Genomic DNA, 22,459 nt, shown 5'->3' with positions numbered 1-22,459 from the left:
ATTTCATGGATAAATATAGATTATCGGAGGTTCATATGTCTAGTAATGTTTTAGAACGAATAGAAAAAATAGGGAATAAACTATCATTACCATACATCATTTTTTTCGAGTTGGTTTTAATAGCAAGAATGGTTAGTGTCTATTCGACACTTCCAACAAAAATTGATTCAATTTTTACATTGATAATCATTGTATTTTCAGGAATAGTATTTTTTTGTCATTTTTTTCCTATGATACTAAAAAAAAAGAAGATACAAATTGAATACTGGTTAGTCTTATTTATAGTTATATTGGTTATAACTACTTTAATCAATCACTCTTATGCATTTACAGAAAATATCAAACTTATTATTTGGCAATGTATTTTTTTCTTTTGTGTATTTGAAGTTGGAAGAACAAATAACCAGCGTATTTTTAAAATTTTTGAATATGTTTTGCTTATCGTTTGGACAGTTCTTACGAGTATTGCCTTGTATTTGTTTTTCGCACACGTCAATTTTTCAATGCCTGTAAAAACATTGTATTACGGAATGAGAATAGGATTTTATGAAAACCGATTATATGGGATCTTTGTTGATCCAAATTATGCCTGCACTATTTCTTTAATCTGTATATTATTTGCTATAAGAAACATAATTAAAAATAAAAAAATTATTCAAAGAACACTATACTCGTTTATAGCTTTGATTCAATTCAGTTATGTAGCTCTTTCAGGATCTAGATCAGGTATTATACAATTAATGGCTGCAACCTTCTTTGGTGTTTTTTTTGTTTATTTATATAAGAATCCTACAAATCGTAAATTTGTTGCTACCAAACTCGTTCAAGCTGTATTATCAGCAATAGTCTGTTCAGCTATTGCTTATGGTGGAGTGTCGTTTGTTCAATCCGGTTACATTTTTTTGGGGAATGAAATCCATGTAAGCAGTCCTAAGATGTTAGATAGTTTTGAAAAAAGAACGCCAGCTAACACAGAAAATAATAAATTGTCTGCTAAAAGACCCGATGTAGAAGAGAATACGGATATTTCAAATAGTCGATTTAAATTATGGAAAAGTGCAACAGAACTTATGAGGTTAAACCCATTATTCGGAGTTACGCCAAAAGGATTTGTAGATGTTGCTAAAGAAAAAATTCCTGAGACTCATATAGCAAGAACTGGGCAAACACCGCACAGTGCCTTTTTCTATTTGCTAGCAGCCACTGGTATTACAGGAACGATTATTTTCGTAGTATTTTTAATCACTAAAATGGTGAATTCTCTTCGAATCCTTTTTTCTAATAACAATAAAGATTATATTGAATTCATTATTGATAATCAGGTTGTACTGGTTATTTTGGTATCAAGCCTACTGATTACAGAAATTGTTCTTACACGGCGTACAGCAACTTTTGTCTTTTGGTTGTATTTAGGAAAACTTCAGCACACTTTTGATTTGATGAAAGTGAAATTACGTAATAAGAAATAGTTGTTTGATATAGGCGGCTTTAGGAGAGTACAAAAATGAAAAAATTAACGATGATAGAGGTACAGCAAAGAGCAGTGAATATTTTGATGTATATTGATAAGATTTGTCGAAAAAATGAGTTGAAATATACAATTTTTTACGGCAGTTTGATTGGGGTAGAAAGACATAAAGGTTTTATTCCTTGGGATGATGATATTGATATAGTTATGCCAAGGCCAGATTACAACAAGCTGATTGATTTATTGAAAACAGATGAAAATTATACGTTATTAGCTTTTGAAACTAGAACACACTATCGCTACCCTTTTGCGAAACTTATAGATCCCAATACAATTGCAAAAACAAAACAATATTTTGGTGGGGAAGACCCTGACTTAGGTGTCTTTGTAGATATATTTCCTATTGATGGAATACCAGATACAGAAAAAGAAAGAGAAAAATTGAGAGAAATTACAGAGCAATATCGTTTGAATCTGATGGACACATTTAAATGGTGCTATGCTCGGAGTTTTTATTTTTCAAAAGCTTTAATAAAACTTATTATGCGGTATCCATATCACCGAAAATTATTAAAAGAAGGAAATGATAGATATTGGAGAGATAAGTATCAAGAGATGGCCAAAAGTATTCCTTTTGGGGAAACTAAAACATGTGGTTATATGGAATGGATTCATATTAACTGGGGTGTTTTTCCAACAGAATGGTTTCATGAATTTGAAGATGTAGAATTTGAAGGTCATAAAGTCATGGCTATCAAAGATAGAAAAAAATTCTTGAAGTTGCGTTATGGAAACTACATGGAAATGCCTCCTGAAAAAGAGCGAGTAACACACCATCCTTATGATTTTTATGAAAAGTGATCCAACTGATTTGATTATCTAAATACAAACCACAGATTTTTAAAAATTAGAGAGAGTGAAATTTTATGTATGAGCAACTAAGTACGTCTGTTGTAATGGCTACATACAATGGTGAAAAGAATATCTTGGAACAATTAGATTCACTACTAAGCCAGACAAAAAAAATCAATGAAGTACTGATTTGTGATGATTGTTCTACTGATAATACAGTTGATATTATCAGTAGTTTTATTGAGAAAAACAATTTGTCATCAACTTGGCATTTAAAAATTAACGAAAAAAATCTAGGATGGAGAAAAAATTTCTTTCATTTATTAAATTTAGCTAGCCAGGATATCATATTTACGTGTGATCAAGATGATATTTGGCACGAAACAAAAATTGAAGAGATGAGTAGCCTCTTCAGAAATAAGAAAATTCAAGTATTAGTTACGGATTATCATGAATTAGTAGAACTTGGCGGTTTATGTGAAGAACTGAAAAAAGTTGATACAGAAAAAAATGAGCAACAAATAGAAGAGCGAGTCATTTTTAATGAGAATAATTTGTTTCTCCGAAGACCAGGGTGCGTCTATGCAGTTAGGAAAGAATTTATCCCACAAGTTAATCTCTATGCGTCTAACATGGAAAACCCGGTTCATGACATGTCGATGTGGGGGAGCGCGGTTCTAACAAATGGTTTATATTTATTGAGAAAACCGTTGATAGAATGGAGAAAACATGGACAAAGTTCTTTTAAAAAAGAAATAGATCAGTCAAATAAAGAGCAATTATACTACAAAAGGCTCATGACTTTGCAAAGAAGATTGCAACGTGTTGAAGCTGCCAGAAATTACTTGATAAATAATGTGACTATAGTAGATTATGACAAAAAGAAAAAATTACTGGATAATTTGATTAAAGAGTTAGAAATGCGTATTTACATGTTAGAAAAAGAAAAAATACGAACAGTTATTTTCTCGTTCTGGAAATACAAACATAAATTTTATTTTGGAACTGATATCTATCATCTTCTAAAACATAAGTATAAAAAGTGAGGATATCAATATGAATACTAAAGCAAAATCAGTTATAAAAAATCTTTATTATACAGTAGCCGCAAATTTTGCTACATTAGGTATCTCAATCTTGCTTAATTTATTTGTACCAAAACTATTGGGAGTAACAGAGTATAGTTATTGGCAGTTGTATGTGTTCTATTCTTCATACGTAGGCTTTTTGCATTTTGGATGGATTGATGGAATCTATTTAAAAATAGGAGGGGAAGAATATAATAAACTTGATAAACGCTCGCTCGGATCACAGTTTTGGTATCTAACGATTTTTGAGTTCTTTGTTTCAATAGCTATAGTTGTTTGGGCTTATTTCTTTATGCCAAACAGTTCCCAATCACTTATTTTAATATTGACAGCTGTTGTTTCAGTGATTACGATCGTTAAAACTTTTATTCTGTATATTTTCCAGTCGACGAATCGAATAAAAGAATATGCACAGCTTTCTAGGAATGATCGCTATCTTTATGTCTTGTTTATTGCTATTTACTTTGCTTTAGGCGGCAGAGATTTTTATTGGCTGATCATTATGGATATCGCTTCTAAATTGATCGTGACACTTTGGGGAATGTCTCGAATCAAAGATATGTTGCAAGTCAATATGATTAGTCTAAAAGAACTTGTCCCTGAAATTTTTGATAATATCAATATTGGTAGTAAGTTAATGTTGAGTAGTATTGCTAGCATGCTCATTCTTGGAACTATTCGATTCTTCGTACAACAACGATGGTCAATTGAAACTTTTGGTAAACTATCCTTTACATTGAGTATTTCAAATATGTTCCTAACATTTGTCAATGCAGTAGGAATTGTTATGTTTCCATTATTAAGAAGGACAAATCAGCAAAGACTCCCTGAACTCTTCCGTATCTTACGGGACTTATTTGTTCCTTTAACCTATGGTTTATTGATTTTTTACGTCCCAGCAAAAATTGTTTTGACCATGTGGCTACCCGAATATACGGAAAGTCTGAATTTTATGGGAATCTTGTTTCCAATCGTCATTTATGAAGGAAGAATGTCTTTACTTATCAATACGTATTTAAAGAGCTTGCGTAAAGAAAAAACGATATTGATGGTCAATGTGATGACGCTATCCTTTTCATTAGTGGCTTCATTAGTCATTATATTTGTGATAGGTAACTTGAATTTAGCAGTAGGCTTGATATTGTTGAGTCTAGCGTTTCGATGTAATTTAGCAGAATATTTTCTTTGTCGTGGAATGAAATTACCTGTTGGATACAGACAATTGGTAGAAACGATTCTAACGATTGCTTTTATCTTTAGTAACATCTGGTTTGGCGGTGACTTTATTAGTCTAGGTATCTATAGCTTGATTTATGTGATTTATTTGCTATATGTACATCGCAGCTTCCTTGCTAGCTTTGGTGAATTCCGCTCTCTACTAAAAGATCGTTAAGCTAAGCTATATTGAAATATAAAATAATGCAGAGTAAGTCCGATTAGGATTTACTCTGCTGTTTTTATTTTTTGAAGCGATTAATTTGTTAAATTCGGCAATCAGCACATACTGGCAGTATATTCTTTATATAGTTTTTCCTGGTTAAAAATGGTAAACTAACTGTATTAAGTATGAGAATGCATAATTGGAGTGAATTTGATGGATACTATATTGATTACTGGCGGAGCTGGTTTTATCGGTTCAACGCTAGCGAATTATTTGGGAAAAGAAAACAAAATCGTAGTAGTCGACGATTTATCAATGGGAAAAAAAGAAAACTTGGATATGGAGAAACAAGTGACTTTCATTGAGGGGGATGTATCAGATCCTCAATTGATGGAAAGAATCATGAAACAGTATCAGTTTGCCTATATTTTTCATTTAGCTGCTGTAGCTAGTGTGGCAGATTCTGTAGAACGTCCTCTAGAAACTCATCGTGTAAATTTTGACAGTGCGCTTTTATTGCTTGAATTGGTACGAAAATATCAATCTGGTTTAAAACGATTGGTATTTAGTTCATCAGCTGCAGTTTATGGCGATGAACCAACGTTGCCAAAAAAAGAAGAATCGGTCATCCGTCCTTTAACACCATATGCCATCGATAAGTTTGCAGCAGAACAATATGTTTTGGATTACTGTCATTTATATGATGTTCCGACTAGTGCTGTCCGATTTTTTAACGTTTATGGTCCAAATCAAAATCCTAACTCTCCATATAGCGGAGTTATTTCGATTCTAGTGGACCGATACAAAAAACAATTGGCAGGAGAAAAAACAGAATTTACTTTATTTGGTGATGGTAGCCAATCTAGAGACTTCGTTTATATAGAAGATGTTATACAAGCACTTTTACTTGTTGCTAAGGAAGAAAAAGCTTTAGGACAGCAATTCAATGTCGGTACAGGAAAAAGCACTACGCTACTTGAATTGATTCATTCAATTGATCAAATCTTAGGAACAGAGCTAGCGCTTAAATATGAAGCGGAGCGTTCAGGGGATATTCGTGATTCTTTAGCGGATATTTCAAAGATCCGTTCTTTAGGTTATCAACCCAAATTTGATATATTGAACGGAATGGAACGTTATTTAAAGACAGAAATCGATTAAAACAAAAAACCAGCATCCTGCTGGTTTTTTTGTTTCGACTTAGCTTTTTAAATTAACACCTTCCATCAGTTCGTAAATCTGATTTCTTAAATCAGTGGCCGGCAATTTGATGTTTTTATCAGATTGGATATTACTTTCCATGACGATTGCATCTTTTGTGTCTTTTTTCATCGCCGCTACTGCATGGAATCGATTGATATTTCCCTGAGCAAGGATATAATCATTTCCACTGTAAACACCGCCGCTGTAAGGATGTTTATCACCATTATTTTGCCACAATGAGAAAAGTAGTTCTTTTGGTATAATATCGCCAGACAGAACACTGGTAAAGAATTTGTTCAAGTCATAAACAGACATACTTATATTTCCTGTGCCTAATTCATTTCGGATGTCTGTTTCAGGCTCGACCAATGCTTTTGAATAATCGTCAGTTGCAGACATTTGGTAAGATACAGCATGCTGAGGGGAATTTTTTACATTTTCATAAAAATCTGTATGTTCTAGATGGAGTGGCCGAATGATTTCTTTTTTTAAAAGAGTTTCATAAGGCTGATTCGTTAGTTTGATCAATACCCCTGTAAGCAATGTATAATTTAATGGTTCATAATGATACGTATCATAATCAGTAAATTTCAAATGATGAAGGGCAAACTGAATGATCTCACTATCTGACATAGGTTTTTTTGGAGAAGCGGTTCGATGAAGACCAGAGCGCATGTAAAGCATATTTTTGATTGAGATTTGCTGACTTCCAGGAATCTGAGGATAAAATTCAGATAGCTTTGTGTCAAAAGTTATCTTGCCAGATTGAATTTGTTTTAGGATAAGTAAAGCAGTCATCGCTTTTTGGATCGAACCGATTTGATAGTAAAGAGAAGGAGAATTCGATTCTTTTATGCGTAGATTTGCGTACCCATATCCTTTTTCTAATATCACTCGATTATTTTTGCGTACATAAATCGAACCGATATAATCTGATTTTTGCAGTAATTGATCAATTTTGCTGGCAAGCATCTGCTCATTAGATGTTAAATTGGAAGCAAGTTGTGCGGGTTCCGTTTTATAAATTTGTGGTTGAGGTTGTTTTGTTAATTGCCATCCTGTAATGATGCCTGTTGAAAAGAAGCTGACAGCCAGCAACAAAACTGCGAGAAAAGAAAGAGAGATCTGCTGTTTTTTTTGATGTTTTCCTTTTGCCATGTTAATTCCTTTCTATCCATTTTTAACTATTTTTCATTGTAATCCTCAAAAAGAGCATTTGCCACTTACAATTTTGACATAATATTTGGTAAAATAATTCACGGCAGTAGAAATTTCATGTATAATAAACAGAGTTACGAAGATGATAGTAAGGAGGAGTTGTTTTGTCAGGAAACAAACAACACCCAAGCAAAGACAAAAAAGAAGCCAGTAAGGCAGCTACAGCAGATATAATCGACAAGCGGAGAAATCTGCGTAAAAAAGAAGATAAGATCGTGAGGAAGATCATTTTAGTGATCGCTCTTACATTATTGATTATTGGCGGATTTCTCGGGTTTACCGTATATCGTTATGTAGATAGCGGGTTGAAGCCTTTAGATAAATCGGACGACCAATTAGTCCAAGTGGAAATCCCAAGCGGCTCTTCTAATAAGCAGATTGGCGAAATTTTGGAGAAAGACAATATTATTAAAAGTGGGATTGTTTTCAATTATTATACAAAATTTAAAAACTTAACTGGCTTTCAAGCTGGTTATTATCAGTTAGCGCCTAATATGACTCTTGATGAGATTGGCAAGCAGTTGCAAGAAGGCGGCACATCTGAGCCAACAAAAGTTGCAGATGGGAAAATTGCCATTCCAGAAGGCTACGACATCGATCAGATTGCTGAGCGGGTAGCGAAGGTAACTGGTAAAGACAAGAAAGAATTTTTAGATTTAGTAAATGATGAGACTTTCTTTAACGAGTTGTATCAAAAATTCCCAGAATTGTTGGAAAGTGCCTCTAAAGCTGAGAACACAAAATACCGTTTGGAAGGCTACTTATTCCCAGCTACTTATGATTACTACACGAGTACTTCGCTTAAGGATCTTGTGATTGAGATGGTGAACAAGACAAATACGGTCATGCAAAACTATTATTCAGCTATCAAACAGAAAAATTTGACTGTACAAGAAGTTTTAACTTTGGCTTCTCTAGTTGAAAAAGAAGGCGTAAAAGAAAATGATCGTAAAAATATTGCACAAGTCTTCTTTAACCGAATCAAGGCAAATATGCCACTTCAGTCAGATATCTCTGTTTTATATGCATTAGGAGAACATAAAGAATTGGTGACGTATGAAGATACAGCTGTAGATTCACCATACAATTTGTATACCAATACCGGCTATGGGCCTGGTCCTTTTGACAATCCAAGCGAAGAGGCAATCAAGGCAGTATTAGAACCAGCAGAAAATGACTATTATTATTTCGTAGCAGATACGAGCACTGGAAATGTTTATTTCGCTAAAACGTATGAAGAACATATGGAACTAGTGCAAAAATATGTAAATAATTCTTAGAAAAACAGGGGCTAGTCATTGATCATTTTTAGAAAAACATTTACATTTTAAGAAAAGCGTGGTAATCTTTTTTGGACTATATTCCTCAAAAGATTACCTTTTGCGGTATTTTATCGAAAAAAGGAGACGTTACACATGGTAGAGAAAGTTTATCCAATGACTCTAGAAGGTAAAGAAAAATTAGAAAAAGAATTAGAAGAACTAAAAACAGTTAAACGCGGAGAAATCATTGAACGAATCAAAATCGCTCGCGGTTTCGGAGATCTTTCCGAAAACTCCGAATACGAATCAGCTAAAGATGAACAAGCATTTGTTGAAGGAAGAATCACAACAATTGAAAATATGATCCGTTTTGCACAAATCATCGATAATGACGGCGTAGATGCAGATGAGGTATCGATCGGTAAAACAGTTACGTTCATCGAGTTGCCTGATGGAGATGAAGAAGAGTACACGATTGTCGGAAGTGCTGAAGCAGACCCGTTTTCTGGAAAGATTTCCAATGATTCTCCTATCGCGCAAGCATTGATTGGCAAACGTAAAAATGATGAAGTAACCATTGCTACACCAGGTGGCGATATGTTAGTTAAAATCGTCAAAGTAGAACAAGCGTAGTCTGACTGAAAGATCTAGAGAGTTCATCTTACTGATGACGCACTCTAGATCTTTTCTCTTTGAGTATTGCAGGTTTCACTGAACGATCTTACATCTAAAGTCCTATAGCCAACAGTCAAAAAAATAGGTATGATGAAATGAGAATGTGTCAGGAGGGAGAAAAAGCGATGAATAGTTCTTGGCGTTTTTTTGTGGTAGTCGAAGCACTGCTGCTGTTATTTGCTGTTTGGCAAATCGTAAACAATACTGGACTTTTGCTTTTAGTAATATTCGGTATTTTCAATATATATCTAGCTATGCGCAAATATCCTCGTACTAAATTTCAAAATTTTCAATTGATCTTAGGGAGCTTGGTCATTTTTTTTAGCTTAGTCAACAGTCCTGCTTTATGGATGATGGTTGTATTGGCCGTTTTATTTATCGGGCTGAAAGGTGTAGAGATTTCAGGAATAGATTTGACAAAAAATGCTTTTTGGCGAAAAAAACAGATCATGATGGTCCAAACAGAGCAATTAAAAACACATAATAATGAGCGTAAAAGACAGCAATTATTTGGTAACCAACGTATTGGAAACGACGTCTATGAATGGGATGATATCAACATTGCCATCATTTCTGGTGATACTATCATCGATTTGGGCAATACACTTTTGCCAAAAGATGATAATATTGTGATTGTAAGAAAAGGGATAGGCAGAACACGGATCTTAGTACCCCTGGGAGTGGCTATTCGTTTAGAGCATGCGACATTAGTAGGAAATGTCTTGTTTGAAGAAGAGCAGTTTTCCTTAAAAAACGAACAGATCAAAATCTGCAGCAGTGATTATGATGAAAATCCTCGCAGATTGAAGATCATTACCAATACCTTGGTTGGAGATGTCGAGGTGATACGAATATGATGGGAAGAATATCCAAAGCAATGCTAGCTGTTTATTCGGGGATTGCGGCTTTCCTTATTATTCTATTTTCACTTTTCACTTATTTTTATGCCAGTAACCAAAGTCATTGGTGGGGAGAATTGCTGCGTGCGCGTTTATTATACGTTCCGCTTATCTTCCATTTGATGGCAATTTCATTAGGTGTAGGATTGATCGTATTTCTATTGTTATCACTTATTCAAAAGGCAAAATACGGGAAAATCGAAGAAAAGCTTCGTGCACTTTCTTCTGGCAATTATGAATCCAAACTTTTGCATCAGCCGATCCCAAGCGCGTCGGATGATCTGTACATCAAAGATATTGATATGGAAATTACTAAAATAAAAGAAAAAATGATCGAAGTATCCAGTGAATTACAGATTATGACTAGCCGTCCTCAATATGTAGATGGACAAACCAAAGAAGAGATTTTAGAATTAGAAAGGCATCGATTAGCTCGTGAGCTTCATGATTCAGTTTCACAGCAATTATTTGCAGCGATGATGATGATGTCGGCATTGACGGAGCAAGCAGAAAAAAGTGAGACACCAGAAATGTTCCGTAAGCAGTTGAAAATGGTGGCAGAGATCATCAACGCTTCCCAGTCTGAGATGCGTGCGCTGCTTCTTCATCTGCGTCCAGTCAATTTAGAAGAAAAAAGTTTAAAACAAGGCATTGAGCAGTTATTGAAGGAATTGCAGAATAAAATCCAGATTTCGCTAAAATGGGATGTAGAAGATGTAAAATTAACTAGTTCCATTGAGGATCACTTGTTCCGAATCGTTCAAGAATTGTTATCAAACACATTAAGACATGCTAAGGCTAATGAATTAGAAGTCTATTTGCATAAAATAGATAACAATCTTTTATTACGTATCATTGACGACGGGACAGGATTTAATATGAATGAAACCAAAACGGGAAGTTATGGATTGAACAATATCAAAGAACGAGTAGCTGGTATTGGTGGAACAGTAAAAATCATTAGTTTTAAAGGGCAAGGTACGAGCGTGGAGATCAAGGTCCCTTTGATGAAGGAGGCATAGATAAAGATGATAAAAGTTTTATTAGTAGATGACCATGAAATGGTACGCTTAGGCGTCTCTTCTTATTTATCTATCCAAGAAGACATTGAAGTGATTGGAGAAGCTGAAAATGGACGTCAAGGCTATGAAAAGGCGATGGCACTTCGACCAGATGTCATTTTAATGGATCTAGTCATGGAAGAAATGGATGGCATCGAATCAACAAAAGCAATCTTAAAAGATTGGCCAAAAGCCAAAATCATTATCGTCACAAGTTTTATTGATGATGAAAAAGTTTATCCTGCAATTGAAGCAGGAGCAGCAGGATATTTATTGAAGACGTCTACCGCACATGAAATAGCTGATGCTATAAGGGCTACGCAACGCGGCGAGCGAGTATTGGAACCTGAAGTGACAACAAAAATGATGGAAAAAATGAGTCGGCGAAATGATCCAGTATTGCATGAAGAATTAACGAATCGAGAAAATGAAATTTTGATGCTGATTTCTGAAGGGAAAAGTAATCAGGAAATCGCGGATGAATTGTTTATCACACTGAAAACAGTTAAAACGCATGTGTCGAATATATTAGCTAAGTTAGAGGTAGAAGACCGAACTCAAGCAGCTATCTATGCGTTTAAACATGGTTTGGTGAAATAAAAACGATGATAAAGAGGATAATCAAAAGCTGAGAAAATAACTATTATTTTTCTTGGCTTTTTTACAATAATGATGCTTGCTTTTGTTTTTGGAAAGGCTTTGTTATACTGAGAAAAGAAGATACTAAAGGAGGAAAATGGTGAAACAAAATTTTGCAATTGTAGGCCTTGGACGATTTGGCGGAAGCATCTGCCGTACACTGATCGAAGCTGGACAAGAAGTACTGGCTATTGACAGTAATGAAGATCGAGTCAATGAATATATGAATATAGCCACTCATGCTGTTGTGGCAAATGCACAGGATGAGATGACACTTCGTTCATTAGGTATAAGAAATTTCGATCATGTAATTGTCGCTATTGGAGAAGATATCCAAGCCAGCATCTTAGTTACTCTGATGGTAAAGGAAATGGGCGTACCGAATATTTTAGCAAAAGCCCAAAATGAGTACCATGCCCGTGTACTAGAGAAGATCGGAGCAGATCGTGTCGTACACCCTGAGCGAGACATGGGGATACGGATTGCACATAACTTAGTATCAAAGAATATTCTAGACTACTTAGAGCTGTCAGATAAATATTCTTTAGCAGAAATCCGAGTCTCCAATCCTAAATTTTTCAACAAAACATTAGCTGAATTAAATTTCAGGCAACGTTTTGACTTAACAGTAGTCGCCATACGAAGAGTAGATCAAACGGTTATCGCTTCTCCTGCAGCAGATGAATATGTTCGTGAAAATGATAATCTACTGGTTATTGGAGAGACAGGCGATGTGGATATTCTAGACGATAAGATGAATCAATAGAAAGAAAAGAGAAAGTAGGTTGTTGGGATGAAATTAACGGTAACGCCAAAAGCACAAAAGTGGTTTGACTCAGAAATTGATCTGCCAGAAACTTACGGAATACGTTTTTTTGGAAAAGTCTACGGCAAAACAGAGGTTCATGATGGTTTTTCGATTGGAATGTCAGTTGAACAGCCAGAACATCCTGTAAAGAAAGTGGAAATGGATGGGACACTTTTTTTTATCGAGGAAGCAGATGAATGGTTCTTTAAAGGATATGATTTACTTGTTGATTATGATCCCAACCTGGAGGAGCCAACCTATCACTTTAAAAAACAATAAAAAAAGAGAGGGTGACACAATTTTTGTCACCTTCTCTTTTTTCTTTTGAAAATATTGTTTTCAGCTATTAATATCCTGCAGACAATTTTACTTGATTGGTTTGAAGCTCATGGGTGGCAAAGTAGCTTTTCAGATTGGTTAAAAAAATAGCCATTAATTTCTTTTGAAAATCAGGTGTCAAACCTGCAATGTGGGAAGTAATCAGTACATTGTCCATTTTCCAAAGAGGATGATCTTGTGGAAGAGGCTCTTCCTCAAAAACGTCTAATGCTGCAAAGGAAAGTTGCTGGTTATTTAAAGCCTGCACCAGATCTTGTGTCTTAACAGAAGCACCACGGCCAACATTGATGAATACAGATTTTGGATCAAAGTGTTCAAACATATGCTGATCAAAGAGCCCAGTTGTTTCCTCCGTTAGAGGTAAGATATTGACTACGAAATCTACTTCAGGAAGAACTTCCTTTAGTTGATTTAAAGAAAAAGTCTTTTCCATTCCTTCTGCTGGATGACCGGATGTATTGATTCCATAGCAGTTCATGTCTAATGCTTTGCATTTTTTTGCAATCATTTTTCCAATATGGCCAGTTCCAATGATTAGTATTTTTTTCCCTTGGATAGATTGGTAATGGACCGATGAACCTAACCATTTCATGTCACTCTGTGCCTTTTGTGCTTGAAAAAGACCACGAGAATACCCAAGGATGATTCCTAAGACATGCTCCGTAATCGATTCACTGTGGATGCCACTACCATTTGAAAGTAAAATATGTTTCTTTGAAAAAGTCTCAAGGGGTAGCTGATCAACACCAGCTGAGATAGATTGGACCCATTTCAAGGTAGAAGAGGCTAATAGTTTTTCTTGGTAGTCTGAGTTCCAGCCCAAACTGATCTCTACATTTTGTAGATCCTCTGGTTGTAATTCTGTTTTAAAGATATAACCAGGCGCTATAGTATGGATTTCTTCGATAAATTCATCACGAAATGGACGATCTGCATAAATGATTCTTTCTGACATAGTTAATTTCCCGCCTTTCTTTACTCTAAGTGTAGCGCATACAAGAAGAACTTTGAAGCGCCTTGCTTGTTTTTTGAGAAAGAAATATTTTTCAAATAAAAAAGGGGCTGTGACAAAAAAATGTCACAACCTCTAAAAGGGTCTATTGAAGTAGAAATAACGAGTTGTCTTTATTTCTTAATTGATCGATATTTTTGCCCATCCTTTGACAGCTTGAGCAAAAATAAAGATTCCTGCAAAAGCAATGAAGGCGCTAGTGTCAAAAGAAGGAAGAAAGACCATCAAGATTGTTGCAATTATAGTAGGCAATGAAATTGAATAGATCAATGTTTTTAAACAATCAAGAAAAGTAGCTTTTGTTAGTCGAAAGCGTGCATAGAGAAAAGCAGCAATGTTGGTAAATAGCAAAGTGATCAGCAGATTCAGAAAACTAGGATAAATAGAAAATATAAATGTCAGGACTTTTATCCAAAGTGGTATAGATGCTTCACTTAAAAAAGAACGGAGCTGCTTACCTGTTAAGTTTTTTAAAGATTCATTGGTGTAGGGAAGTTCTAATTGGTTATTGTTCAACAAAGCAGAAGTCGTGCCTGTATTAGGAAGAGCTATGATAAGTTTGTTTTTTAACATCCCGACACTAACAAAATTCCCCATAAAATCAGTAGAGATGTCCTGTTCTGTTCGTTTTCCCTCTGGATCAAATGTGAAGATAATGGAGTTTGTTTGGTAAATGAATCCTTCTTTTTCTTCGGTTTGAAGCTGCCCGTTTTGGATTGTAAAATCAGGAATGCGAGTAGCAATCTTTTGCCCATCCAATTGAATGTTGTTTAAGACTTGAAAAACTTGAAAAGAGATTGGCAAAGCCATAATTATACTCAAAACTAAAAGATAGACAATGGCTTTCCAAAATGGGACATTTCTCGCCTCCTTTAGGTCTTTGAATCGTATAAAGGAACTGATAATTAATTGTTTTGTTGTCATAAGTACTCCTCATCTAGTAGTGTCATCACTTGCAATTCTAGCGAAGTATCAAGTGAAATACAAGTGCTTTAGGGAAACAGCTGAATGATTGGTGAAATATCAAAAAAATGTTATTCTTGTCTAAAGACTATCCAATATAAATAAAATGGAGGAAGGAATAGTGCCTACACAGCCACAGAGATCATCAAAAAAACTATTTGGAGTAGTGGTTTTGAATGCGGTGATCACTTTATCAGAATTTATTGGAGGGATTATGTCAGGGAGTTTGTCTCTTGTTTCAGATGCTTTCCATAACCTTAGTGATACATTGGCAATTATTTTTTCTTACGGGGCACAAAAAATGGCCCGAAAAGAAGCAAATAAAAAACGTACGTATGGCTACCAGCGTTTAGAAATATTGAGTGCTTTCATCAACTCATTCATATTGATCATATTATCCTTGTTTTTAACCGTTGAAGCATTCAAGCGGTTCACTTCACCAGAAAAGATAAATAGTCATTTGATGCTAACAGTAGCAGTTATTGGATTGCTCGCGAATTTGTTCTCAGTATTATTATTACGACAAGAAGCAGATGAAAGTTTGAATATAAAATCTAGTTATTTGCATTTGTTAAGTGATACACTGTCTTCGGTAAGTGTGATTATCGGAGCAATTTTGATCCGTTTTTTCGATATCTACTGGATCGATCCAGTTATTACACTGATCATTTCGATATATATATTGATAGAAGCGATAATGGTGATCAAAAAAGCTGCCGCTATTTTGATACAAAGTGCACCTGCTATCGACTATGAAAAAATGGAACAAGAAATTGAAGCAATCGATGGGGTAAAGGATGTTCATCATGTCCATATTTGGCAGTATAGCGAAAAGATAATTATTTTCGACGGACATATTGATTTTGAAGATCAGCTACTAAGCGAGATTGAAAAGATATATCCTCGTATAATTTCTTTATTAAAATTAAAATATGGTATTACACATGTGACGATCCAAGCAGAGACAAAGGCAAAGGATCAAAAAAAATTAATTTTTTTAAATAAAGATGAAAGTTATTGAAATATAGAGTATGATAAATAAGAATTTTTAATAAGGTAGGTTGGCTCATGAAGCAGTATCGACAGTTAAAAGGATATTTAGAAGCAAAAGGATATTGGGAGATACTAGTCTATCTCTTTTTTGGTGGTTTGGCTACGATTGTAAATTTTGTTAGTTTTGCTCTCGCACGCCAATATTTTGATTTAAGTATGGCCTTATCCAATTCTATTTCGTGGTTTTGTTCTGTATTGTTTGCTTTTGTAACGAACAAACTTTGGGTATTCCATTCAAAATCACCGAATTTTACACATGCACTTATTGAATGCGGTAAGTTCTTCTTCTACCGTATCCTTTCTTACGGATTGGACATGGGGGCAATGGTATTGTTGATCAATGTTATGAACAGCAATGAGTATGTGGCGAAAATCATCACTCAAATTATTGTTATCCTTGCGAACTATATTTTCAGCAAGTTGTTTATTTTTAAAGAAACTGAGGTTTTTGAAGAAGAAGTAGGTCAAAGTGAAAAAGACGACTAGGCATAACAATTGAAGAATTTCCTTCTCTTTGTTACTCTTTGTAATGTAGACATTATTAAGAAAACATTGAGGAGGAATTTTTTTATGACTTACACATTACCAGATCTACCTTATGCATATGACGCATTGGAACCTTATATTGACGAAGAAACGATGCATCTGCATCATGATAAGCATCACAATACTTATGTGACGAATTTAAATTCAGCAATTGAGAAATACCCAGAATTAGGCGAAAAAACAATAGAAGAATTATTATCTGATATGGACGCTATTCCAACAGATATCAAGACAGCTGTACGTAACAATGGTGGCGGACATGCTAACCATTCATTTTTCTGGGAAATCATGGCACCAAATGCTGGTGGCGAACCTACAGGAGAAATAAAAGAAGCGATTAATGAAGCTTTTGGTGATTTTTCTTCTTTTAAAGAAGAATTCAAAAAAGCAGCCGCTGGACGATTTGGTTCTGGATGGGCTTGGCTTGTAATGGAAAATGGAAAATTAGCTATTACCTCTACTGCAAATCAAGATTCTCCATTGATGGAAGGAAAGACACCAATTCTAGGTTTGGACGTTTGGGAACATGCTTATTATTTGAAATATAAAAATGTCCGACCAGATTATATTGCAGCATTCTGGAATGTTATTAATTGGGATGAAGTAAACAAACGTTTCGAAGCAGCAAAATAACCATTTCCTCCGTCATATCAGTCTTAAAAATAATTTGGAAAATAAAAGAGCGAAAGCTTGCTAGCGTTTTCTAAATTGGGTATAATGTTCTTGCAAGGTTACTTGCAAGAACTTTTTTGGAGGCTATACATTTATGGAACACGGAACGGTTAAATGGTTCAACAATGAAAAAGGATTTGGGTTTATTACAGTAGACGGCGGAGATGACGTATTTGTTCATTTCTCAGCAATTCAAGGAGACGGCTTCAAGAGCCTAGAAGAAGGTCAAGAAGTAGAATTCACGATTGTTGAAGGTGCACGCGGACCTCAAGCTGCTGAAGTGACTAAATTATAATAATTTGTTGAATAAAGACACGACTTCTTAGAGAGTCGTGTCTTTTTGTCTATTTATGAAGTTTTTAGATTTTTTGGCTAAGTAAATGCATTTGTTCACTTGACATGTCCTAACTAATTATCAAGCAAGGAACATTTTCTTCGTTAGTAATGGATTTTAAAGAAATTTCAGTTTTTGGATGTTGAATAAAAGACCATTTGTGAAACCACTAGTATACATACTCATTACCATGTCAATTCTATTACTTTAAAAGAAAATCGTTTTACTTTGAAGAGGAGCATATCTATCCATTAAAAGATGATGGTAATGCAATCACTAGTTCGAGTCATTTTAAGAGCCATGCAGTGAGCTGGAAATAAAACGAATAGAAGATGGGTTTAACAAAAGGACCAGTCATAGGAAGAAATTTTCGTGAAATCGAATGATAATCTGAACGGTAGGCAAAGACTGTTAAAAAGATGGGAAAGGTATGTGCGATCATTTTACTGCACGATTATTTGGAAAATACCTTGTTGTTCGCTTTTTCTGGAAAAAATACATAAAAAAAGATAAAACGATTGCGAACTGCGTGTATTCGGTCTTTCGATCTTTTTCACGGTATGGTATGATAGTTAAGAATTTTGAGAAATTTTAAAAAATAATAATCGTTACACAAAAATGTTTTTTAAAGTTTTCTTATGATTAAAAAGTGAATTTGCTGATTGAACAGTTATATGAGACAATATTTTAGAAAATGTGAAACAGAGGTGTATTATGAAGCGATGGCAAAAAGTTCTATTAACCTTGTTAGGGGTATTCGTTTTGCTGATTGCCGGATTATCAGCATACGGAATCAGATTTATGGGAGAAGCGAGCCAAACAGTAAACAAAATTTCTAAAAACTCTAATCGAATATCCTCCAAACGTTCTGAGAGAGTAAGCATTGATGACAAAGAACCTTTTTCGGTTTTGCTATTAGGTTTAGATACCGGTGGATTAGGAAGAACGGAACAAGGACGTTCTGATACGATGATGGTAGTAACAGTTAATCCGAAACAAAAAAAATCAACGATCATCAGTTTGGACCGAGATATTTATACGAATATCGTAGGTTATGGAACGGTAGATAAATTAAATCATGCCTACGCATTTGGTGGTGTCGAAATGGCCATGGATTCAATTGAGCAACTGCTCGATATTCCTATTGATCATTATGTAACGATCAATTTGGATGGCATGGAAGATTTGATCAATGCGGTCGGTGGCATCAAAGTGAATAATAAAATTGACTTTACTTTGGATGGTGTCCATGTACCAGTAGGTGAACAAACATTGAATGGAGAAAAAGGTTTAGCCTATTCTCGAATGCGACACGAAGATCCAGAAGGCGATATCGGTCGACAACGTCGTCAGCGGGAAGTAGTGACGAAAATCGTCAATAAAGTTTTAAGTTTAGATGGCGTAAGCAATTATAGAAAAATTTTAAAAGCAGTTGAGAACAATGTGACGACGGACTTAGATTGGGATGACATGCTTGATGTAGCGACGAACTACACCCCGGCGTTTGAAACAATCAAACAAGACCAGTTGCAAGGCGAAGGACAAATGATCAATGATATCTACTATCAAATTTTAGGAAAAAATGATCTTCTTTCGATCCAAAATGAACTGAAGAAACAATTAAATATAAAAACAAGCGATACATTACCTAATTTGAAAAATGAGAATGCTTCAATGATGTTCTTTGATGATTCGGAAGATGGCGATTCGACAAACGGTGATGGATCGAATAGTGAAGGGTACACCGATTATTCTTCCTATTCAGAAAACACATATGATCAGTACCAAGATCCGAATACCTATTATCAGCAAACAGAAGATACAAGTCAGTACTATACACCAAGTCAAGATACTCAAAGTTATGATCCTTACGCTGGACAGGAACAAAATGGTTATGGTTATGACCAGAATAATGAGTATGGAACAACAAGTGGGTACTAGAAAAAAATAGTTTGGTTAATAAAGAGTGCCACCTAAATTAGACAAAAAATCTAACTTAGGTGGCACTTTTTCTATGTGTTAAATTACAGGACGTCTCTTTTTAGCGCTTAGTTTAAAAAATAAATTGAATAATTCAATAGAGTTGCGAATAGTACCCATAAATAATAAGGAATCATGAGCCACATTGCCAGGCGATGATGCAGCCACAACTGATACATAAGCACTGACAAGAAAATAACTAAAAGTGTAATATCGATTGCTGCAATGAAAATATTTCTTAAATTAAAAAATAGAGCAGACCATATAAAATTAAAAATGAACTGAATCACAAAAAGACCGACAAGATTGTTTCGCTGTTTTTTGTTGTTGTGATTAAGTAACAAATAAAGAGAAATACCCATCAATATATACAGTAAGGTCCACATCGGCCCAAATATCCAGCTAGGTGGTGCAAATGGTGGAAGTTGCAAAGAATAGTAATATTCTCCGGGATTTCCGCTAAGCAACCCTGATAAAAAGCCTAATATGACAATTCCTATAACACAAACCCAAAAACGAATATCTTTTATCATCTTCATTTTACTAACTCCTTTCTATAATATTAGTTTACCATGAAGGCTCACAGCAAGACCTGTATTTAGTTTGTGAAGTAAGAAAAAAATTGATAATTGTTGTTATTAAAAAGTTGAACATTTGTTTATATGAATGATGTTTTTGAAAAAGATCATATGATTTGATTCTCATGTTTTCTATTTGTACTTTTCTCGTCTACTTCTGTTATAATCTGCATCTTACTTTTTTCACCTTTTTTACTTCAACATAAAATTATAAAAGCATAATGTTTGTGTTAATACAATAAAGCGTTTACAATGTGGTTATCAAATGAAGGAGGTTTCTACATGAAAAAGATTAGTACGTTATTGTTTATTGGGTTAGTTAGTTTAGGGTTGTTCGGTTTTAGCATTCCAGGTTTTGCGCATGGTTATATTACTTCTCCAGGAAGCCGTGCATACCTAGGAACATCAGCAGCAGGAAACTTAAATCAAAATGTCGGAAGAGCACAATGGGAACCGCAAAGTATCGAAGCTACCAAAAATACATTCATTGATGGAAAAATTGCTAGTGCAGGAGTCAGCGGCTTTGAGCCTTTAGATGAACAGACATCTAACAGATGGCATAAAAACATGGTTAATCCAGGAACATTAAATATTACTTGGAATTTAACAGCACAACATCGGACAAGTACTTGGGATTACTACATTACCAAACCAACTTGGAATCCTAATCAACCTTTGAAATTTAGTGATTTTGAATTGATCACAAAAATAGACGACAAAGCAACTGTTCCACCAAAAACAGTCAACCAAACGATCACACTTCCGCAGGATCGAAAAGGATATAATGTGATTTTAGCAGTATGGAATATCAGCGATACGACAAATGCATTTTATCAAGTGATAGACGTGAATATCCAATAATAATCAAAAAGGGCTGTGACAAAAACTATGTCACAACCCTTTTTTTAAATAAATAGTGTCCTCCTGTTAACTCTTCGGTCACAAGTACAGTATTCATAAAACATGAAGAGCTATTTTTGTTTGGCTGTTCTTATTACTTGATACAGGGCAGACTTTTTCACAACCTCTTTCATTTAGTCAGCGAGTCTCGTCATCTTCACGACAACTTCACAACGTGCAGTCTGAGGAAACATGTCGACGGACTGTAAATATTCAATCTTGAACTTTTTACTTAAATTAACCAGATCTCTGGCAAGTGTAGAAACATTACAGGAGATATAAACAAGTTTTTTTGGAGGGTATTTCAATAATGATTGGATCAATGCGTTATCCAAACCCGTACGTGGTGGATCTACGATGATACCATCAGGCTGAAAACCTTCATTCAACCATTTAGGCAGAACTTGCTCTGCTGTCCCGACTTCATATCGAGTGTTGTGATATCCTAATCTTTCCGCATTTTTTTTTGCATCAGCGATTGCTTGAGGAACGGTATCCATTCCCCGTACTTCTTTGGCTTGTTTTGCTACACTTAAGCCGATCGTCCCAACTCCGCAATAAGCATCCACGATCGTTTCATTAGGCTGGACATCTAATGCTTTGATTCCTTCGCCATAAAGCAATTCGGTCTGCTGAGGATTGAGTTGAAAGAAGGCACGAGGAGAAAGATCGAAAGTCACTTCATTGATTTGTTCTTCAATGGCTTCTTTTCCCCATAAGTGGATCGTTTCATCCCCCATCACGAGAGACGTTTTTTGTGCCTGGACATTTTGCATGATTGAAACAACTTCGGGCAGTCGTTCATTGATCTCACGGATCATTGCGTTTTTTTGCGGGAATTTTTTACTGCGAGTAATAAAAACAACTTGTAACTCCCCAGTTTTAACACCGATTCTAACCATGATTGTGCGGAAGATTCCACTGTTTGTCCGTTCATCATAGATGGGTGCATCAAATTTATTCAATAGTTGAACAACAGTATTCATTACTTTTTGTGTTCGAGGTTCTTGAACCAAGCAGTCTGTTATAGGGACTAACTGATGAGAGTTTGCTTCGTATAAACCAGCTTCAATTTTTTGAGTCTGCTTATTTTTTCGTAACTGAAATTGTGCTTTGTTTCTATAATGCCAAGGCTCATCCATCCCGATCGTCGGCAAAAGTTGATAAGATCGAAAGCCTGCTGGTTTGAATTTTTCCAATGCTTGCAAAAGCAGATCCTTTTTAAAATCCAATTGAGCTTGATAAGCTAAGTGTTGTAATTGACAGCCACCGCATTCATAGTAAACAGGACATGGTGCCACTACGCGATCTTTGCTTGTTTTTTTGACTTTTATTAATTCTCCTTCTGCATAGCGAGGAGTTGCTTTCGTGATTTTCACTAGTACTTCTTCTTTTGGTAGTGCATATGGAACAAATATGATCAACCGTTTGAAATAACCGATTCCTTCACCATTTATGCCTAAACGCTTGATTTTCAAAGGAACCGTTTGTCCAGTTTTGACAATTGTTTCTGCCATAAGTATCTCCC

23 protein-coding genes are annotated in these 22,459 nt (G+C 35.1%); 18 read left to right on the top strand and 5 right to left on the bottom strand.

Annotation, left to right across the window (positions count from 1 at the left end; all coding sequences use genetic code 11):
• The first annotated feature begins 35 nt into the window (after window positions 1-35).
• From PYW34_RS08715 to PYW34_RS08695, 5 genes are all read left to right on the top strand, one after another.
• Window positions 36-1,469 carry an O-antigen ligase family protein gene (locus PYW34_RS08715; RefSeq protein WP_002330257.1) on the top strand — a complete coding sequence of 478 codons (1,434 nt, stop codon included), beginning with the start codon at window positions 36-38 and terminating at the stop codon, window positions 1,467-1,469.
• A gap of 35 nt (window positions 1,470-1,504) precedes the next feature.
• Window positions 1,505-2,329 carry a LicD family protein gene (locus tag PYW34_RS08710; protein ID WP_002295416.1) on the top strand — a complete coding sequence of 275 codons (825 nt, stop codon included), beginning with the start codon at window positions 1,505-1,507 and terminating at the stop codon, window positions 2,327-2,329.
• Window positions 2,330-2,394: 65 nt separating this feature from the next.
• A complete protein-coding gene (locus tag PYW34_RS08705) occupies window positions 2,395-3,366 on the top strand; it encodes a glycosyltransferase (protein ID WP_002295415.1) in 972 nt (323 codons plus the stop codon).
• Between the two features lie 10 nt (window positions 3,367-3,376).
• On the top strand, window positions 3,377-4,801 hold the full coding sequence (locus tag PYW34_RS08700) for a lipopolysaccharide biosynthesis protein (protein ID WP_002295413.1): 1,425 nt from the start codon (window positions 3,377-3,379) through the stop codon (window positions 4,799-4,801).
• Window positions 4,802-5,002: 201 nt separating this feature from the next.
• On the top strand, window positions 5,003-5,950 hold the full coding sequence (locus PYW34_RS08695) for an NAD-dependent epimerase/dehydratase family protein (protein WP_002295412.1): 948 nt from the start codon (window positions 5,003-5,005) through the stop codon (window positions 5,948-5,950).
• A gap of 39 nt (window positions 5,951-5,989) precedes the next feature.
• Here the strand turns inward: PYW34_RS08695 and PYW34_RS08690 are convergent, their stop codons facing one another.
• The gene (locus PYW34_RS08690; protein ID WP_002295411.1) at window positions 5,990-7,150 is read right to left on the bottom strand and encodes a serine hydrolase domain-containing protein; all 1,161 of its coding nucleotides are present in this window, start codon (window positions 7,148-7,150) and stop codon (window positions 5,990-5,992) included.
• Between the two features lie 164 nt (window positions 7,151-7,314).
• On the opposite strand from PYW34_RS08690, the gene mltG reads away from it, so the two are divergent.
• From mltG to PYW34_RS08655, 7 genes are all read left to right on the top strand, one after another.
• Window positions 7,315-8,490, top strand: a complete 1,176-nt coding sequence (gene mltG / locus PYW34_RS08685; protein WP_002295410.1) for an endolytic transglycosylase MltG — start codon at window positions 7,315-7,317, stop codon at window positions 8,488-8,490.
• A gap of 135 nt (window positions 8,491-8,625) precedes the next feature.
• Window positions 8,626-9,105: a transcription elongation factor GreA gene (gene greA / locus PYW34_RS08680; RefSeq protein WP_002295409.1), complete on the top strand. Its 480-nt coding sequence runs from the start codon at window positions 8,626-8,628 to the stop codon at window positions 9,103-9,105.
• 167 nt (window positions 9,106-9,272) lie between these two features.
• Complete coding sequence (liaF, locus tag PYW34_RS08675; RefSeq protein WP_002295408.1) at window positions 9,273-10,004, top strand: cell wall-active antibiotics response protein LiaF; 732 nt, start codon at window positions 9,273-9,275, stop codon at window positions 10,002-10,004.
• Window positions 10,001-11,068 (top strand): two-component system sensor histidine kinase LiaS, encoded by a 1,068-nt coding sequence (gene liaS, locus PYW34_RS08670; RefSeq protein ID WP_002318624.1) that lies wholly within the window; start codon window positions 10,001-10,003, stop codon window positions 11,066-11,068. Before liaF ends, liaS begins: the two co-directional genes overlap by 4 nt.
• 6 nt (window positions 11,069-11,074) lie before the next feature.
• Window positions 11,075-11,707: a response regulator transcription factor gene (locus PYW34_RS08665; RefSeq protein WP_002295404.1), complete on the top strand. Its 633-nt coding sequence runs from the start codon at window positions 11,075-11,077 to the stop codon at window positions 11,705-11,707.
• Window positions 11,708-11,846: 139 nt separating this feature from the next.
• Window positions 11,847-12,512 (top strand): potassium channel family protein, encoded by a 666-nt coding sequence (locus PYW34_RS08660; protein WP_002289151.1) that lies wholly within the window; start codon window positions 11,847-11,849, stop codon window positions 12,510-12,512.
• Window positions 12,513-12,539: 27 nt separating this feature from the next.
• Window positions 12,540-12,833: a HesB/YadR/YfhF family protein gene (locus PYW34_RS08655; RefSeq protein ID WP_002289149.1), complete on the top strand. Its 294-nt coding sequence runs from the start codon at window positions 12,540-12,542 to the stop codon at window positions 12,831-12,833.
• Window positions 12,834-12,900: 67 nt separating this feature from the next.
• Here the strand turns inward: PYW34_RS08655 and PYW34_RS08650 are convergent, their stop codons facing one another.
• Window positions 12,901-13,848, bottom strand: coding sequence for a phosphoglycerate dehydrogenase (locus PYW34_RS08650; protein ID WP_002289148.1), 948 nt, complete (start codon window positions 13,846-13,848; stop codon window positions 12,901-12,903).
• Between the two features lie 177 nt (window positions 13,849-14,025).
• Window positions 14,026-14,829, bottom strand: coding sequence for a DUF1189 domain-containing protein (locus tag PYW34_RS08645; protein WP_002295402.1), 804 nt, complete (start codon window positions 14,827-14,829; stop codon window positions 14,026-14,028).
• Window positions 14,830-14,974: 145 nt separating this feature from the next.
• Between PYW34_RS08645 and PYW34_RS08640 the strand changes: the two genes are divergently transcribed.
• The 5 genes from PYW34_RS08640 to PYW34_RS08620 all read left to right on the top strand — a co-directional run bounded on the left by PYW34_RS08640 (window position 14,975) and on the right by PYW34_RS08620 (window position 19,414).
• Window positions 14,975-15,889, top strand: coding sequence for a cation diffusion facilitator family transporter (locus PYW34_RS08640; protein ID WP_002317368.1), 915 nt, complete (start codon window positions 14,975-14,977; stop codon window positions 15,887-15,889).
• Window positions 15,890-15,936: 47 nt separating this feature from the next.
• On the top strand, window positions 15,937-16,407 hold the full coding sequence (locus PYW34_RS08635) for a GtrA family protein (RefSeq protein ID WP_002292862.1): 471 nt from the start codon (window positions 15,937-15,939) through the stop codon (window positions 16,405-16,407).
• Window positions 16,408-16,491: 84 nt separating this feature from the next.
• The gene (locus tag PYW34_RS08630) at window positions 16,492-17,100 is read left to right on the top strand and encodes a superoxide dismutase (RefSeq protein WP_002295401.1); all 609 of its coding nucleotides are present in this window, start codon (window positions 16,492-16,494) and stop codon (window positions 17,098-17,100) included.
• A 133-nt stretch (window positions 17,101-17,233) separates the two neighbouring features.
• Window positions 17,234-17,434 carry a cold-shock protein gene (locus tag PYW34_RS08625; protein ID WP_002292860.1) on the top strand — a complete coding sequence of 67 codons (201 nt, stop codon included), beginning with the start codon at window positions 17,234-17,236 and terminating at the stop codon, window positions 17,432-17,434.
• Between the two features lie 753 nt (window positions 17,435-18,187).
• Window positions 18,188-19,414, top strand: coding sequence for an LCP family protein (locus PYW34_RS08620; RefSeq protein WP_002295400.1), 1,227 nt, complete (start codon window positions 18,188-18,190; stop codon window positions 19,412-19,414).
• Between the two features lie 107 nt (window positions 19,415-19,521).
• On the opposite strand, the gene PYW34_RS08615 is transcribed toward PYW34_RS08620, so the two are convergent.
• Window positions 19,522-19,992 carry a TspO/MBR family protein gene (locus PYW34_RS08615; protein WP_002292857.1) on the bottom strand — a complete coding sequence of 157 codons (471 nt, stop codon included), beginning with the start codon at window positions 19,990-19,992 and terminating at the stop codon, window positions 19,522-19,524.
• A 321-nt stretch (window positions 19,993-20,313) separates the two neighbouring features.
• Here PYW34_RS08615 and PYW34_RS08610 point away from each other — a divergent pair, with 321 nt between their 5' ends.
• Window positions 20,314-20,892: a lytic polysaccharide monooxygenase auxiliary activity family 9 protein gene (locus tag PYW34_RS08610; RefSeq protein WP_002292856.1), complete on the top strand. Its 579-nt coding sequence runs from the start codon at window positions 20,314-20,316 to the stop codon at window positions 20,890-20,892.
• 173 nt (window positions 20,893-21,065) lie between these two features.
• On the opposite strand, the gene rlmD is transcribed toward PYW34_RS08610, so the two are convergent.
• Entirely contained in the window at window positions 21,066-22,448 is a 1,383-nt protein-coding gene (gene rlmD, locus PYW34_RS08605; RefSeq protein WP_002295399.1) for a 23S rRNA (uracil(1939)-C(5))-methyltransferase RlmD, read from the bottom strand.
• Window positions 22,449-22,459 lie beyond the last annotated feature (11 nt).

It is taken from the genome of Enterococcus faecium, from assembly GCF_029023785.1.
In the GTDB taxonomy this organism is placed as follows: Bacteria; Bacillota; Bacilli; order Lactobacillales; family Enterococcaceae; genus Enterococcus_B; species Enterococcus_B faecium.
This window is presented reverse-complemented; position numbering and strand designations above follow the sequence as displayed.